The sequence below is a fragment of the Massilia rhizosphaerae genome, assembly GCF_016093545.1.
In the GTDB taxonomy this organism is placed as follows: Bacteria; Pseudomonadota; Gammaproteobacteria; order Burkholderiales; family Burkholderiaceae_D; genus Telluria; species Telluria rhizosphaerae.
On sequence record NZ_JADKYX010000001.1, the window covers coordinates 221,152 to 235,099 of the forward strand.

At 65.8% G+C, this 13,948-nt stretch carries 10 protein-coding genes; 4 read left to right on the plus strand and 6 right to left on the minus strand.

The features are described 5' to 3' along the window. Window positions 1–189: 189 nt before the first annotated feature. The gene (locus ISF28_RS01000; RefSeq protein WP_198115281.1) at window positions 190–2,457 is read left to right on the plus strand and encodes an OPT family oligopeptide transporter; all 2,268 of its coding nucleotides are present in this window, start codon (window positions 190–192) and stop codon (window positions 2,455–2,457) included. 24 nt (window positions 2,458–2,481) lie between these two features. On the opposite strand, the gene ISF28_RS01005 is transcribed toward ISF28_RS01000, so the two are convergent. Beyond that, a complete protein-coding gene (locus ISF28_RS01005) occupies window positions 2,482–3,378 on the minus strand; it encodes a LysR substrate-binding domain-containing protein (RefSeq protein WP_198115282.1) in 897 nt (298 codons plus the stop codon). 129 nt (window positions 3,379–3,507) lie between these two features. On the opposite strand from ISF28_RS01005, the gene ISF28_RS01010 reads away from it, so the two are divergent. Continuing rightward, the gene (locus tag ISF28_RS01010; RefSeq protein ID WP_198115283.1) at window positions 3,508–4,437 is read left to right on the plus strand and encodes an NAD-dependent epimerase/dehydratase family protein; all 930 of its coding nucleotides are present in this window, start codon (window positions 3,508–3,510) and stop codon (window positions 4,435–4,437) included. A 53-nt stretch (window positions 4,438–4,490) separates the two neighbouring features. Here the strand turns inward: ISF28_RS01010 and ISF28_RS01015 are convergent, their stop codons facing one another. Further along, the gene (locus tag ISF28_RS01015) at window positions 4,491–5,993 is read right to left on the minus strand and encodes a peptide MFS transporter (protein WP_198115284.1); all 1,503 of its coding nucleotides are present in this window, start codon (window positions 5,991–5,993) and stop codon (window positions 4,491–4,493) included. Between the two features lie 234 nt (window positions 5,994–6,227). Between ISF28_RS01015 and ppnN the strand changes: the two genes are divergently transcribed. Beyond that, window positions 6,228–7,598, plus strand: coding sequence for a nucleotide 5'-monophosphate nucleosidase PpnN (gene ppnN / locus ISF28_RS01020; protein WP_198115285.1), 1,371 nt, complete (start codon window positions 6,228–6,230; stop codon window positions 7,596–7,598). Window positions 7,599–7,647: 49 nt separating this feature from the next. Here ppnN and lysS read toward each other — a convergent pair whose 3' ends face one another. The 3 genes from lysS to prfB all read right to left on the minus strand — a co-directional run bounded on the left by lysS (window position 7,648) and on the right by prfB (window position 10,984). Further along, window positions 7,648–9,195, minus strand: a complete 1,548-nt coding sequence (lysS, locus tag ISF28_RS01025; protein ID WP_198115286.1) for a lysine--tRNA ligase — start codon at window positions 9,193–9,195, stop codon at window positions 7,648–7,650. 23 nt (window positions 9,196–9,218) lie between these two features. After that, entirely contained in the window at window positions 9,219–9,875 is a 657-nt protein-coding gene (locus ISF28_RS01030) for an HAD family hydrolase (RefSeq protein ID WP_198115287.1), read from the minus strand. A 4-nt stretch (window positions 9,876–9,879) separates the two neighbouring features. Next, window positions 9,880–10,984 (minus strand): peptide chain release factor 2 gene (gene prfB / locus ISF28_RS01035; RefSeq protein ID WP_198115288.1). Its coding sequence is split into 2 segments (ribosomal slippage): window positions 9,880–10,902 and window positions 10,904–10,984, totalling 1,104 coding nucleotides; the frame shifts between segments, so codons are not numbered across the junction. Window positions 10,985–11,094: 110 nt separating this feature from the next. On the opposite strand from prfB, the gene ISF28_RS01040 reads away from it, so the two are divergent. Beyond that, complete coding sequence (locus ISF28_RS01040; protein WP_198115289.1) at window positions 11,095–13,104, plus strand: bifunctional 2',3'-cyclic-nucleotide 2'-phosphodiesterase/3'-nucleotidase; 2,010 nt, start codon at window positions 11,095–11,097, stop codon at window positions 13,102–13,104. A gap of 9 nt (window positions 13,105–13,113) precedes the next feature. Here ISF28_RS01040 and ISF28_RS01045 read toward each other — a convergent pair whose 3' ends face one another. Further along, the gene (locus ISF28_RS01045; protein WP_198115290.1) at window positions 13,114–13,857 is read right to left on the minus strand and encodes a GAF domain-containing protein; all 744 of its coding nucleotides are present in this window, start codon (window positions 13,855–13,857) and stop codon (window positions 13,114–13,116) included. Window positions 13,858–13,948 lie beyond the last annotated feature (91 nt).

Below are 13,948 nucleotides of genomic sequence, written 5' to 3' on the forward strand. Positions count from 1 at the left end.
CTGAACTCTCTTGATGCGGGTCCAAAGACCCGATTGTGGCCGTGTATACGGGCGAAAGAAAGGAAAACGCGGAAATTATAATCCGCTTTTCTTCCACTACGGCATGTGCGATAGTCACGCCTGCAAAGACTGCCCGGCGATCCCGGCAGTATCGTTCCACGCTACCCGCGCCTGAAGGAAATTCCGCCCATGCCCTACGATCCCGTGCCGCCCGTCGTCAAGCCTTACATACCGGCCTCGTGCACGCTGCCGGAGCTGACCTGGCGCGCGCTGATCATGGGCACCGTGCTCGGGATGATCTTCGGCGCGTCGTCGCTGTACCTCGTGCTCAAGGTGGGGCTCACCGTCAGCGCCTCGATTCCCGTCGCCGTCATCGCGATCACGCTGTTCGGCGTCGCCAAAAAGGCCGGCGGGCGCGAAGCGACGATCCTCGAGAACAGCATCACGCAGACGGCCGGCTCGGCCGGCGAATCGCTCGCGTTCGGCCTCGGCGTCACCATGCCCGCCATCATGATCCTCGGGTTCGACCTGGAAATTTCTCGCGTCATGCTCGTGGGCGTGCTGGGCGGCCTGCTGGGCATCCTCATGATGATCCCGATGCGCCGCACGATGATCGTCGACCAGCACCGCGAACTGAAATACCCGGAAGGGACGGCCTGCGCCGAAGTGCTCAAGGCGGCGGCGACGGAAACGTCGCGCGCGGCGGCCGGCGAGGTGCGCGAGGCTGGCTCGGACGAAGCGAAGGAAGCGCGCCTGCGCGCCTTCATCATCTTCGGCGGCTTCGGCCTCGGCCTGCTGTACAAGGTCCTCAACATCTCGCTCAAGCTGTGGAAGGATACGGTCAACTTCATCTTCGACGCGCCGTTGAAGGCCGGTTCGGCCGGCGCCGAGATCTCGCCCGAGCTGCTGGGCGTCGGCTACATCATCGGCCCGCGCCTCGGGATGATCATGGCGGGCGGCGGCGTGCTGTCCTACCTGCTCCTGATCCCGATGATCAAGTTTTTCGGCGACGGGCTGACGGTCCCCGTGGCGCCGGGCACGATGCTGATCCGCGACATGAGCCCGGACGACGTGCGCAGCGCCTACGTGCTGTACATCGGCGCGGGGGCCGTGGCGGCCGGCGGCCTGATCTCGCTCGTGCGCTCCATGCCCACGATCTGGCACGGCCTGAAGGGCGGGCTGGCCGGCATCGGCAGGAACGCAGGCAAGGGCACCGCGGTCGACACGTCGCTGCGCACCGAGCAGGACATCCCGCTGAAATGGGTCGTCATCGGCTGCCTGGGCATCATCGCCGCGATCACGTTCGCCGCGCCGCTGCACATGAACGTGCTGGGCGCGTTGCTGATCCTCGTGTTCGGCTTCCTGTTTTCGACCGTGTCGTCGCGCCTGACGGGCGAGGTGGGCTCGTCGTCGAATCCGATTTCCGGCATGGCCGTGGCCACGCTGCTGTTCACCTGCCTCATCTTCCTTCTGATGGGCTGGACGGGCGGGCGCTATTACGTGACGGCGCTGTCGGTGGGCGCCATTGTCTGCATCGCCGCAAGCAATGCGGGCACGACGTCGCAAGACCTCAAGACGGGCTTCCTCGTCGGTTCCACGCCGAAGCTGCAGCAGTACGCGATCCTGGCGGGCGCGCTCGCGTCGGCGCTGGTCCTGGGGCCGATCCTGCTCAAGCTGAACGACGCGGGCACCGTGTACGTCCCGGCCGCGCAGGTGGCGCCGCACGTGACGACGGACGCGTCGAAGCTGACGGAAACCATGCGGCTGCAGGGGCCGCAGGCGGCGTCCGATCACGCCACGTACAAAGTCTGGCAAAAGACGGACACGGCCGGCGGCCCGGCCGGCAAATACCTCGTGCGCGCGGACGGTTCGCTGGCCTATCTCGTCGACCCGGGCATCAACGGCCAGTACCACACGCGCCCGGACGGTTCCGAAGTCAAGAAATACGATGCGCCGAAGGCCGTGCTGATGTCCTACATCATCAAGGGCATCCTCGGCCACCAGCTGCCGTGGACCCTCGTGCTGTTCGGCGTGATGGTGGCCGTCGTGCTGGAGATGTCCGGCGTCGCGTCGCTCGCGTTCACGGTGGGCGTGTACCTGCCGCTCGTGTCGACCTTGCCGATCGCGGTCGGCGGCATCATCCGCTGGCTGGTCGACCGCCGCAACAACCGGCTGCCGCAGTACACGGGCCTGTCCGAGGACGAGCTGCAGGCCGCGGGCGACCGCAGCGCGGGCACCTTGCTGGCGTCGGGGTATATCGCGGGCGGGGCGCTGGCGGGCATCATCATCGCCGTCACGGCGGGCGTGATGACGGATTTCGACACGGCCATGAACAAGTGGGCCGAGGCGATGAATCCGTTCTTCGCGGGCGCGACTTCGGATCTGCTGTCCCTGATTCCGTATGCGGTGATCTGCGTGCTGCTGTACGTCGTCGGCCGGGAGAAGGCCGCGAAATGATCGCGGCATGGCGGGCACGCCGCGTCACGCGTCGAGCGTCGCGGCCATCGACTCCATCTCCGCCAGGATCCACGCCCGGAAATGCTGGACCTTCGTCATCGCCTCCTTGTGCGGATTGACGAGGAGCCGGTAGCCGTAGCCGAACGGCGCGCTCTTGCATGCGAGCTGCAGCAGGGTGCCGGCGCGGATGTCCTCGAACGCGATCCCGTACGGCACGAGGCCGATGCCCTGGCCCGCCACCGCCGCCTGCGCCAGCACGCCCCAGTGGCTGTACGTACGCGCAAAATCGTAGTCGCCCTTCAGCGCGCGGTTTTCGTTGAGCAGCTGCAGCCACGTTTCCGGCGTGCGCTCGCACAGCAGCGGAAAGCGGGTGAGGTCCGATAGCTGCAGCGCTTCCTGTCCATCGGCCAGCAGGTCGGGACTGTACACGGGCACGAGGCGCTCGCGGAAGAGCAGGGCGGGATCGCCGTCCTTCACCGGGCCGTAGCGGATCGCCACGTCGACGGCGTCGTCCTCGATGTCGACCGGCGTGTCGTTGGAGTCGATGCGCAGGTCCAGCTCGGGGTACAGCTTCGTGAAACGCGACATGCGCGGCACCAGCCACTTGATCGCGAACGAGTGCGTCGTCGAGATGCGCAGCACGGCTTCGTCGCTGCCGCGCTGCAGCGCCGCCACCTTGGTGCGCAGGTCGGCCAGCATGCGCGCCACGGCGATCGCCAGTTCCTGGCCCTTGGCCGTCAGCGCGATGTGGCGCGGATGCCGCACGAACAGGGCAAAGCCGATGGCCTCCTCGAGCTGCTTGACCTGCAGGCTGACGGCGGCCGGCGTCTTGTGCAGTTCGCGCGCGGCCAGCTTGAAGCTGCCCCAGCGCGCCGCGCAATCGAAATCGATCAGGCCGGAGAGGCTGCGCAGCGGTTTCAAGGCTCACTCCAGCATAAGTTTTTCTTATTCATACCGTTTATTTTTCTAGTTTGAACAATTGCGTTTCCGGTTACAAAATATAGCGGATTGATCTCGACCGTGCTATGCCCACAGACTAGGGAAGACTCCATGCCTAAGGATATCTTGGTGATCGGCGGTACCCGTTACATCGGCAAGCTGCTGGTGCAGCGCCTGCTGCGCGCCGGCCATCGCGTGACCATCGCGACCCGCGGCTACGCGCCGGATCCGTTCGGCGGGCGCATCGCGCGCGTGCGCGTCGACCGCCGCAACGAGACCGCCATGCGCAACGCGTTCGCCGGTCTCGGGCCGTTCGACATCGTCTACGACCAGATGTGCTACAACCCGCTCGACGCGGCCATCGCCGTGCGCACGTTCGCGGGCAAGGTCGGCCGCTACGTGATGGCGTCGACGATCGACGCCTACCGCGTCCTCGGCTATGGCCTGGGGCGGCCGCTGGCGGAATCGGACCTGGCCGCCGGGGCGCAGACGATCGACACGGGCTACCCGTGGCACGACCCGTGCCGCGCCACCGAGTGTTATGTCAGGGGCAAGGTGCAGGCCGAAGCCTATCTCGTGCGCGACGGCTCCCTGCCGCTCGTCACGCCGCGCCTGGCGCACGTGCTGGCCGGGCCGGAGGATTTTACCGGCCGCCTCGCGCACTACGTCGAACTGGCGCGGCTCGGCGAGGCGCTGGAATATTCGAACGCGGACGCGGCGCTGTCCTTCATGCCGCTGCAGGGCGCGGCCGATTTCCTCGCCTGGGTGGGCATGCAGGACTTCACGGGGCCGGTCAACGCGGCGTGCGACGGCGCGCTGTCGGCGGCCGGGCTGTTCGAGCGGATCGGCGCCGTGCTCGATACGGACGTGACGATGCGGCCGGCCGCGGCGCCGGTGGAGCCGGGGCGCCTGTCGCCGTTCGACCTGCCGGGCGCCATGGTGCTCGACACGTCGCGCGCGAAGGCGCTCGGCTACCGGTTCGGGCATTGCGACGACTGGATCGACGACACGATTCAACTGCACGACCTGGCGTTCGTATGACCGGAACGACAACGGCGGCCCGCAGGCCGCCGTCATCGTGGCGAGGCGTAGCGCTACTTAACGCCGTGCATCAGTTTCTGGATCAGCGGCGCGATCAGGAACAGCAGCACGCCGGCGCCGATCAGGGCCCAGAAGCCGAACGTATAGCCGGACAGCGCCGAGGCCACGGTCATGCCTTTTTCGCCCGACACGACGGACGCGAAGATGCCCGACAGGTTGTTGCCGATGCCGGTCGACAGGAACCAGCCGCCCATGCCCAGGCCGACGAGGCGGGGCGGCGCCAGCTTGGTCACCATCGACAGGCCGATCGGCGACAGGCACAGTTCACCGATGGACTGGATCACGTAGACCATGAACAGCGTCCAGAACGGGATCTTGCTGTCCGGGCCGACGAGGTGCTGCAGCGCGAACATCAGCAGCAGGAACGCGAGGCCGTTGAAGATCAGGCCCAGGCCGAACTTGCGCGGGATCGATGGATTGTTGCGGCCCATCGCGGTCCATACGGCGGCGACGATCGGCGCGATCACGATGATGGCCAGCGTATTGACGGACTGGAACCAGCCGGTCGGGAACACCCAGGTGCCGAAGTCGCGGCGCACGATGTATTCGGCCAGGAAGGTGAACGAGCTGCCGGCCTGCTCGAAGAAGCACCAGAACATCACGTTGAAGAAGAAGATGACGAGCATCGCGATCGTCTTGTCGCGCACGACCGCGCCGCCGCGGATGCCTTCCACCATCAGCATGACCGCGAGGATGATGAAGAGGACCGACAGCACGCCCTGCAGCTTTTCCGCGCCCAGCTTCAGCACGAAGTAGACGACGGGGGTGACGACGAGCGAGCCGATGACGACGCCGACGACGCGCATCGGATTGGCCAGCGGGCCGGTGGCGGCGCCGATGCCCTTCAGCATGCGGCGGCCGATCTGGAACCAGATCAGCGACAGGAACATGCCCACGCCGGACGCGAAGAACACGACCTTGTAGGCCGGGACGCCGGTCTGGCTGGACATCGCGTCCGCCAGCACGCCCGTGAGGATCGGGGCGAGGAAGCCGCCGCCGTTGATGCCCATGTAGAAGATCGTGAAGCCGGAATCGCGGCGCTGGTCGTTGATGCCGTACAGTTGTCCGACCATGGCGGAGATGTTCGGCTTGAACATGCCGTTGCCGACGATGATGGTGGCGAGGCCCAGCTTGAACACGTCCGGGTTCGGGATCGTGATGGCGAACAGCCCGAGTATCATGAACGATGCGCCGACGAGGATCGAGCGCTGGTAGCCGATCACGCGGTCGGCGATGTAGCCGCCGAACACGGCGCCGGCGTACACCAGGGCGAGGTAGGAACCGTAGGTCAGGTTGGCGTCGGCCTGGCCCACGCCGCTGCCGCCGTAGAATTGGGCGACGATGTAGAGCACCAGGGCCCAACGGATGCCGTAGAAAGCGAATCGTTCCCAGAATTCCGTCATGAACAGCATCCACAGCGGGGCCGGATGCCCCAGGATCTGTTTGAATTCCGGTACCGCTTTCGGTTCGGCGGTTGTAGTAGCTGCACCGCTCATGCGGTTCCTCCCCTATCTTTATAAGAATGAATGCGTAATCGGGGCATGTCCGGCCTGGGTAAGGCCGGCGGCCCCGCGTCGCATTTTAGTGTAAATCGTGCATGCCGGGCCAGCTTTTTACGGCGCGTCCATACGCCGGCGCGGCCACGGCGAAAAGGGTGGCCCAAACTCCTGTGAGTTGTCGTATATTGGCGCAAAGCCTCACCGATTCACAGAAGAGAAAAGGAATTAACCATGAATTACGACGTTGTCGACACGCTGATATCTCCGGAAGGACGTCTGGAAGTCCTGTCGAAGGCCGAGGTGGCCAAGCTCCTCGATACGAGCCAGGGCGGGCTGTACCAGATCTTTCGCAAATGCGCACTGGCCGTGCTCAACTCCGGCAGTTCGATCGACGACGGCAAGGAACTGCTCGAGCGCTACAAGGATTTCGACATCAAGATCATCCAGCGCGAACGCGGCATCAAGCTCGATATCCGCGGCGCGCCGGCGCACGCCTTCGTCGACGGCAAGATGATCAAGGGTATCCACGAGCACCTGTTCTCGGTGCTGCGCGATATCGTCTACGTCAATTTCGAGGTGACGGACAATCCGCGCTTCGACCTCACGCGCCCGGAAGGCATCACGGACGCCGTCTTCCACATCCTGCGCAACGCCAACGTGATCCAGCCGCAGCGCAATCCGAACCTCGTCGTGTGCTGGGGCGGCCACTCGATCAACCGCGTCGAGTACAACTATTCCAAGCACGTGGGCTACCAGCTGGGACTGCGCGAACTCGATATCTGCACGGGCTGCGGGCCGGGCGCGATGAAGGGTCCGATGAAGGGCGCCACCATCGGCCACGCCAAGCAGCGCCTGGGCGGCGGCCGCTACCTGGGCATCTCGGAGCCGGGCATCATCGCGGCGGAGTCGCCGAACCCGATCGTCAACGACCTCGTGATCATGCCGGACATCGAGAAGCGCCTGGAAGCCTTCGTGCGCACGGGCCACGGCATCGTCGTGTTCCCGGGCGGCGCCGGCACGGCGGAGGAGATCCTGTACATCCTCGGCATCCTGCTCCATCCGGACAACGCGGAAATGCCGTTCCCGCTCGTGTTCACGGGCCCCGCGACGGCGCGCGAATACTTCGAGCAGATCGACCATTTCGTCGGCCTGACCCTGGGCGAGACGGCGCAGCGCCGCTACAAGATCATCATCGACGATCCGGACGCCGTGGCGCGCGAAATGCAGACCGGTATCCGCCAGGTGCGCGAATTCCGCAAGTCGCGCAGCGACGCGTACTACTTCAACTGGGGCCTCAAGATCGACCCGGAATTCCAGAAGCCGTTCCGTCCCACGCACGACAATATGCGCAATCTGTCGCTGCACAAGAACCAGGAAACGCACCTGCTCGCGGCGAACCTGCGCCGCGCGTTCTCGGGCGTCGTGGCGGGCAACGTGAAGGAAGAGGGCATCCGCGCGATCGAGCAGTTCGGCAAGTTCGAGATCCACGGCGAGAACGAGATCATGGCGCCGATGGATGCGCTGTTGCAGTCGTTCGTGGAGCAGAGCCGCATGAAGTTGCCGGGCAAGGAGTATGTACCTTGCTATCGCGTGGTGCGGTGACGTGAACGTTTGGTGGGCACAGGGTGCCCACCATGCCGCCGCGTGACGCTTAATCTTCCTTGCGCAGGTGCGGGAACAACAGCACGTCGCGGATGTTCGGCGAATCCGTGATGATCATCATCAGGCGGTCGATGCCGATGCCGCAGCCGCCGGTCGGGGGCATGCCGTATTCCAGCGCGCGGATGTAGTCGGCGTCGTAGTACATCGCCTCCTCGTCGCCCGCCTGCTTCGCTTCGACCTGCGCCAGGAAGCGGGCCGACTGGTCTTCCGGATCGTTCAGCTCCGAGAAGCCGTTGGCGATCTCGCGGCCCACCATGAACAGCTCGAAGCGTTCCGTGATGCCTTCGCGCGTGTCCGACGCGCGCGCCAGCGGCGACACTTCGACCGGGTAGTCGATGATGAACGTCGGCTCCCACAACTGCGCTTCCGCCGTCTCTTCGAACAGCGACAGCTGCAGCGCGCCCAGGCCCGAGATCACGTGCGGCTTGACGCCGAACTTCGCCAGCTCCGCCTTCAGGAACGCGGTGTCGTGCAGCTGTTCGTCCGTGTAGTGCGGGGCGAACTTGTTGATGGCCTGGACGATCGTCAGGCGGTGGAACGGTTTGCTCAGGTCCAGCGCGCGGCCGCCGTACGTCAGTTCGGCGGTGCCGTGGGCGTCGATGGCGGCCTGGCGGATCACGGCTTCCGTGAAGTCCATCAGCCACTTGTAGTCGGTCCACGCGGCGTAGAACTCCATCATCGTGAATTCCGGGTTGTGGCGGATCGACACGCCCTCGTTGCGGAAGTTACGGTTGATTTCGAACACGCGGTCGAAGCCGCCCACGACCAGGCGCTTCAGGTACAGTTCGGGCGCGATGCGCAGGAACATCTGCATGTCGAGCGCGTTGTGGTGCGTGATGAACGGCTTGGCGGCGGCGCCGCCCGGGATCGGGTGCAGCATCGGCGTCTCGACTTCCATGAAGCCGTTGTCCTGCATGAAGCGGCGGATCGACGCGATGGCGGCCGTGCGCGCCTTGAACGTGCGGCGCGTTTCCTCGTTCATGATCAGGTCGACGTAGCGCTGGCGGTACTTCGTTTCCTGGTCGGCCAGGCCGTGGAACTTGTCCGGCAGCGGACGCAGCGCCTTGGTGATCAGGCGGAGCAGGGTGACCTTGACGGTCAGTTCGTCGGTCTTGGTCTTGAAGAGCAGGCCCTCGACGCCGAGAATGTCGCCCAGGTCGTAGTGGCGCAGCGCTTCCATCGCCTCCTCGCCCGTGTTGTCCAGGGTGACGTAGATCTGGATGCGGCCGTCGGCGCGCGGGCCCGACGAATCCTGCAAGGTCGCGAAGGCGGCCTTCTTGCCCGCTTCGCGCTTGAGCATCATGCGGCCGGCCAGGACGACCTGCTGCGGTTCCGCTTCCAGCTGCTCGCGGGTCCAGCCGCCGAACTGCTCGGTGAGGTCCGCCGCCTTGTGCTGCGGGACGAAGTCGTTCGGGAACGCGATGCCTTTGGCGCGGATCGCGGCCAGCTTGGCGCGGCGCTCGGCGATGATCTTGTTGTCCTCGGCTGCAAGCGAAGACGGCTCGGTATTCTGTTGTTCTTGGTTTTCGGTGCTCATATCGATATCGGTCTGGTTTGGAATCACGGGGTGCCGAGCAGGTCGCCGACCGTCAGGTCTTCGTAGTGGGCGACGATGCGCACGACGTTGTCGAATTCGCGGAAGGCGGAAGCCGGCAGGGTCGTCGTGATGACGACGGCGCGCATGCCGGCGCGGCGCGCCGCTTCCACGCCCATCGGCGCGTCTTCGAACACGATGCATTCTGAAGGCGCAACGCCGAGCTTCTCGGCCGCTTTCAAAAAGACGTCCGGATGCGGCTTGCCGCGCTTGACGTCGGCCGCGCCGACGACGGCGTCGAAGTGACGGCGCAGGTCCATCTCGTCCAGGGTGAAGACGATGTTCGCGGGCGGGGCGGACGTCGCCACCGCCAGGTGCACGCCTTGCGCGCGCGCGGCGGTCACGAAGTCCTCGAAGCCCTGGACCGCGCTGCGGTGCGGGCCGTACATCTCGCGGTACAGGACGTCCTTTTCGTGCGCCAGCACGGCGATCTCGTCGTCGGACATGCCGGCGCCCAGGCGTTCGCGCAGGATCTCGCGGCTCTGCGCGCCCGCCGTTTCGCGGAAGAACGCGTCCGGCTCGTACGTCTTGCCATGGCGGGCGAAGAACGCCAGCCAGGAATCCAGGTGGAACGCCATGTTGTCGACGATGGTGCCGTCCATGTCGAAGATGAAGGCCGTCATCCGCTTATACCCCTTGCTTCAGCGAGGCGGAGATGAAGTCGTCGAGGTCGCCGTCCAGCACGTTCTTCGTGTTGCCCGTCTCGAAGCCGGTGCGCAAGTCCTTGATGCGCGACTGGTCGAGGACGTAGGAACGGATCTGGTGGCCCCAGCCGACGTCGGTCTTCGAATCTTCCAGCTTCTGCTGCTCGGCCATGCGCTTGCGCAGCTCCAGCTCGAACAGCTTGGCGCGCAGCATGTCGAACGCTTCCGCCTTGTTGCGATGCTGCGAGCGGTCGTTCTGGCATTGCACGACGATGCCCGACGGCGCGTGCGTCAGGCGCACCGCGGAGTCGGTCTTGTTGATGTGCTGGCCGCCGGCACCGGATGCGCGGTAGGTGTCGATGCGGACGTCGGCCGGGTTGATGTCGATCTCGATCGATTCGTCGACTTCCGGATACACGAAGATCGACGAGAACGACGTGTGGCGGCCGTTGGCGGAGTCGAACGGCGACTTGCGCACGAGGCGATGCACGCCCGTTTCGGTGCGCAGGTGGCCGTAGGCGTATTCGCCCTCGACCTTGATGGTGGCCGTCTTGATGCCGGCGACCTCGCCCTCGGACACTTCCATCACCTCGGCCTTGAAGCCCTTGCGCTCGCAATAGCGCAGGTATTGGCGCATCAGCATCGACGCCCAGTCCTGGGCCTCGGTGCCGCCGGCGCCGGCCTGGATGTCGATGAAGCAGCTGGCGTGGTCCATCGGGTTGCTGAACATGCGGCGGAATTCCATCTGCTCGATCACCTTCGTGATCCCGGCGGCATCGGCTTCCACGGCTTCGAGGGTGGCGTCGTCGCCTTCCTCGCGTGCCATCTCGAACAGGTCGGACGCGTCCGCGAGGTCGGTGCGCGCCTTTTCCAAGGTCAGCACGACGCCTTCCAGCGCTTTCTTCTCGCGGCCCATGTCCTGGGCCCGTTTCTGGTCATTCCAGATCGCGGGATCTTCCAGTTCCTGGTTGACTTGCTCTAACTTCTCCGCTTTGCGGTCGAAGTCAAAGATACCTCCGAAGTTCGGCTTCACGGCTGGTCAGGTCGTTCAGCAGGGCGGAGAGGGCATTGATGCGTTCAGCTTCCATGGTCTTTGGCAAATTTATTGGTTAAATCGAACCCTCAATTATACCCTAGCGGACGGCGCTTCCGTGCTCGCCTTGCCGTGCGCCATGGCCGTGGCTTATGATGCCCGTCCATGACGCTCCGCCTTTCCCCTCTGTTCCGCGTGCTTCCGCTCGCCGCGACCGTGTCGGCCGCCTGCGCCGCGCCGGTGCCGGCCGGCACCCGTGCCACGCTCGTGATCCTGGAGACGACCGACTTGCACGCGAACGTCGTCGGCTACGATTATTTCAAGCTGGCGGCCGACCCGTCGCTGGGGCTGGACCGCACGGCGACGCTGATCGCGCAGGCCAGGCGCGAGTTCGCGAATACTTTGCTGTTCGATAACGGCGACACGATCCAGGGCACGGCGCTGGGTGATTACCAGGCCGTCGTCGCGCCGGTCAAGTGCGACCAGGTGCTGGCCGTCTACAAGGCGATGACGCGCCTCGGCTACGACGGCGGCGGCGTCGGCAACCACGATTTCAACTACGGCCTCGGCTTCCTCGGCCAGGTGACGGGCAGCCGCTTCGATGTGCCCGGCATCCCGCGCCCGGCCAAACCGTGCGCCGGCCCCGGCTTTCCGATCGTGCTGGCCAACGTCTACAGCGTGAAGACGCACGCGCCGCTGTTCGCGCCTTACCGCATCCTCGAGAAGCGCGTGCGGGCCGAGGATGCCGACGGGCATCCGGTCGAGGCGACGGTCAAGGTCGGCATCATCGGCTTCACGACGCCGACGATCATGTCGTGGGACAAGCGCTTGCTGGAAGGCCGCGTCTACACGGAAGGACTGGTCGAGACAGCGCGGCGCTACATCCCGGAGATGCGCAGGCAAGGCGCGGATGTGATCGTCGCGCTGTCGCACGGCGGCCTGGACGGCAGCCCGTATTCGCCGACGATGGAAAACGGTAATTATTATCTGGCGCAGGTGGCGGGCATCGACGCGCTGCTGCTGGGCCACGCGCACCAGTTGTTCCCGAACCCGGCCAGCAAGGTCGCGCAATTCGACCTGCCGCACGTCGACAAGGCCCGCGGGACCGTATTCGGCGTGCCGGCCGTGATGGCCAACCTCTGGGGCAAGAATCTGGGCGTGATCCGTTTCGAGCTGCGCCACGACGGCAAGGGCTGGCGGATCGACCGCGGCCGCACCGTCGTCGAGACGCGCGCCACGCGGCAGCCCGACCATTCGTACGTGGCGGCGGATCCGGCCGTGCTGGACCTCGTGCGTCCCGAGCACGAGGCGACGATCCGCTACGTGCAGACGCCGGTCGGCAGCACGGATTTTCGGATGGCGTCGTATTTCGCCGACGTGGGCGACCCGTCCGCGATCCAGGTCGTCAACGCGGCGCAGGCGGATTACGTCCGCGCTTACGTGAAGGCGAACCTGCCGCAGTACAAGGACGTGCCCGTGCTGTCCGTGTCGGCCGCGTTCAAGGCGGGCGCGGCGGGGCCGGCCGACTACACGGACGTGGCGCCGGGTAATCTGGCGCTGAACAATGCGGCCGACTTGTACCTGTATCCGAACACGCTGACCGCCGTGAAAGTCGACGGCGCCGGCCTGAAGGCGTGGCTGGAACGGGCCGCGGGCCGGTTCAACACCATCGATCCCGCCCGCACCGCGCCGCAGGAACTGGTCAACGCCGGTTTCCCCAGCTATAACTTCGACTCGGTCACGTCGCCCGATCTGCGCTACGAGATCGACGTGACACACCCGCCCGGCGACCGCATCCGCCATCTCGCGTGGCGGGGCAAGCCCGTCGCGAGCGACCAGCCCTTCCTCGTCGCCACGAACAATTATCGCGCGAGCGGCGGCGGCAACTTTCCCGGCCTGGACGGGAGCCGCACGGTCATTGCCGCGCCGGACACGAACCGCGACGTGCTCATCGCCTACATCCGCGCGCACAGGCACCTGACGCGCGCGGCCGACGGCGCGGCGCGCAGCTGGCGCTTCGCGCCCGTGGCGACGGCCGGTCCCGTCGTGTTCCACGCGCCGCCCGGCAAGCTGGCGCTGGCGCGCGCGGCGGGGCTCGAGAATGTGTCGGAAATGCGGCCGGACGACGGCCAGGGCAAGGGATACGCGCTGTACGCGGTCGACCTGTCGAAGTGAAGAGGGCGCTCAGTGGCGCGGGTGGCGGCCCGTGGCCTGGATCTCGCTCGAGGCGATCTCGGCCAGGTCGATGAGGCTCTGCACCTCGGCCGCGCGCAGGCGGCGCGGTTCGCGGTCGATCACGCACAGCGTGCCGAGCGGCTGGCCGGACTTGTCGCGCAGGGGCACGCCGGCATAGAAGCGGATGTGCGGTTCCTGCAGCACGAGGGGATTGGAGCGGAAGGGCTCGTCCTCCAGCGCGTCTTCGACAACGAACAATTCGTTTTTCAGGATCGCGTGCGAGCAGAACGCCCAGTCGCGCGTCGTCTCGCGCGCGGCCAGGCCGACGCGGGCCTTGAACCACTGGCGGGTCGAGGTCAAGAGGGAGATGAGGGCGATCGGCGAGCCGGTGACCATCGACGCCAGGCGCACGAGGCGGTCGAAGCGGGCTTCGTCTTCGCTGTCGACGAGGCCGGTGGCCGCCAGCGCGGCCAGGCGCGCGCGCTCGTTGGCGCCGACCGGGTAGCCGGGCTGGGGCGCCGGCTGGTATTCCTTGTCCGTGCTGGGATTCGGGGTCGAGCGGGCATGGTCGTCGCCATGCATCAGGCCTTGCACGAGGCTCAGCCGCGTGCGCCGGTGTCCGCCCGGCGTCTTCCACGATTCGATGGCGCCGCTTTCCATCCAGATTTGCACGGTGCTCGTCGCCACGCCGAGCAGGCGCGCGACTTCGCTCGTGGTCAGGATCGGGTCGTCTTCTTGTACGTTGCTTTGCATAAACTTCCTCACTTCACGCCAGTATAGCGGATTCGGAGGGGCACATTTCCTAAAAACTAGTTGCTCAATGGAATGTGTTTCCAATCGAACT

Excerpts from the sequence above, each read along its gene's own strand:
- ISF28_RS01000 (WP_198115281.1), top strand. The coding sequence starts at position 190 with ATGCCCTACGATCCCGTGCCGCCCGTCGTCAAGCCTTACATACCGGCC.
- ISF28_RS01010 (WP_198115283.1), top strand. The coding sequence starts at position 3,508 with ATGCCTAAGGATATCTTGGTGATCGGCGGTACCCGTTACATCGGCAAG.
- ISF28_RS01015 (WP_198115284.1), bottom strand. The coding sequence starts at position 5,993 with ATGAGCGGTGCAGCTACTACAACCGCCGAACCGAAAGCGGTACCGGAA.
- ppnN (WP_198115285.1), top strand. The coding sequence starts at position 6,228 with ATGAATTACGACGTTGTCGACACGCTGATATCTCCGGAAGGACGTCTG.
- lysS (WP_198115286.1), bottom strand. The coding sequence starts at position 9,195 with ATGAGCACCGAAAACCAAGAACAACAGAATACCGAGCCGTCTTCGCTT.
- ISF28_RS01030 (WP_198115287.1), bottom strand. The coding sequence starts at position 9,875 with ATGACGGCCTTCATCTTCGACATGGACGGCACCATCGTCGACAACATG.
- ISF28_RS01040 (WP_198115289.1), top strand. The coding sequence starts at position 11,095 with ATGACGCTCCGCCTTTCCCCTCTGTTCCGCGTGCTTCCGCTCGCCGCG.
- ISF28_RS01045 (WP_198115290.1), bottom strand. The coding sequence starts at position 13,857 with ATGCAAAGCAACGTACAAGAAGACGACCCGATCCTGACCACGAGCGAA.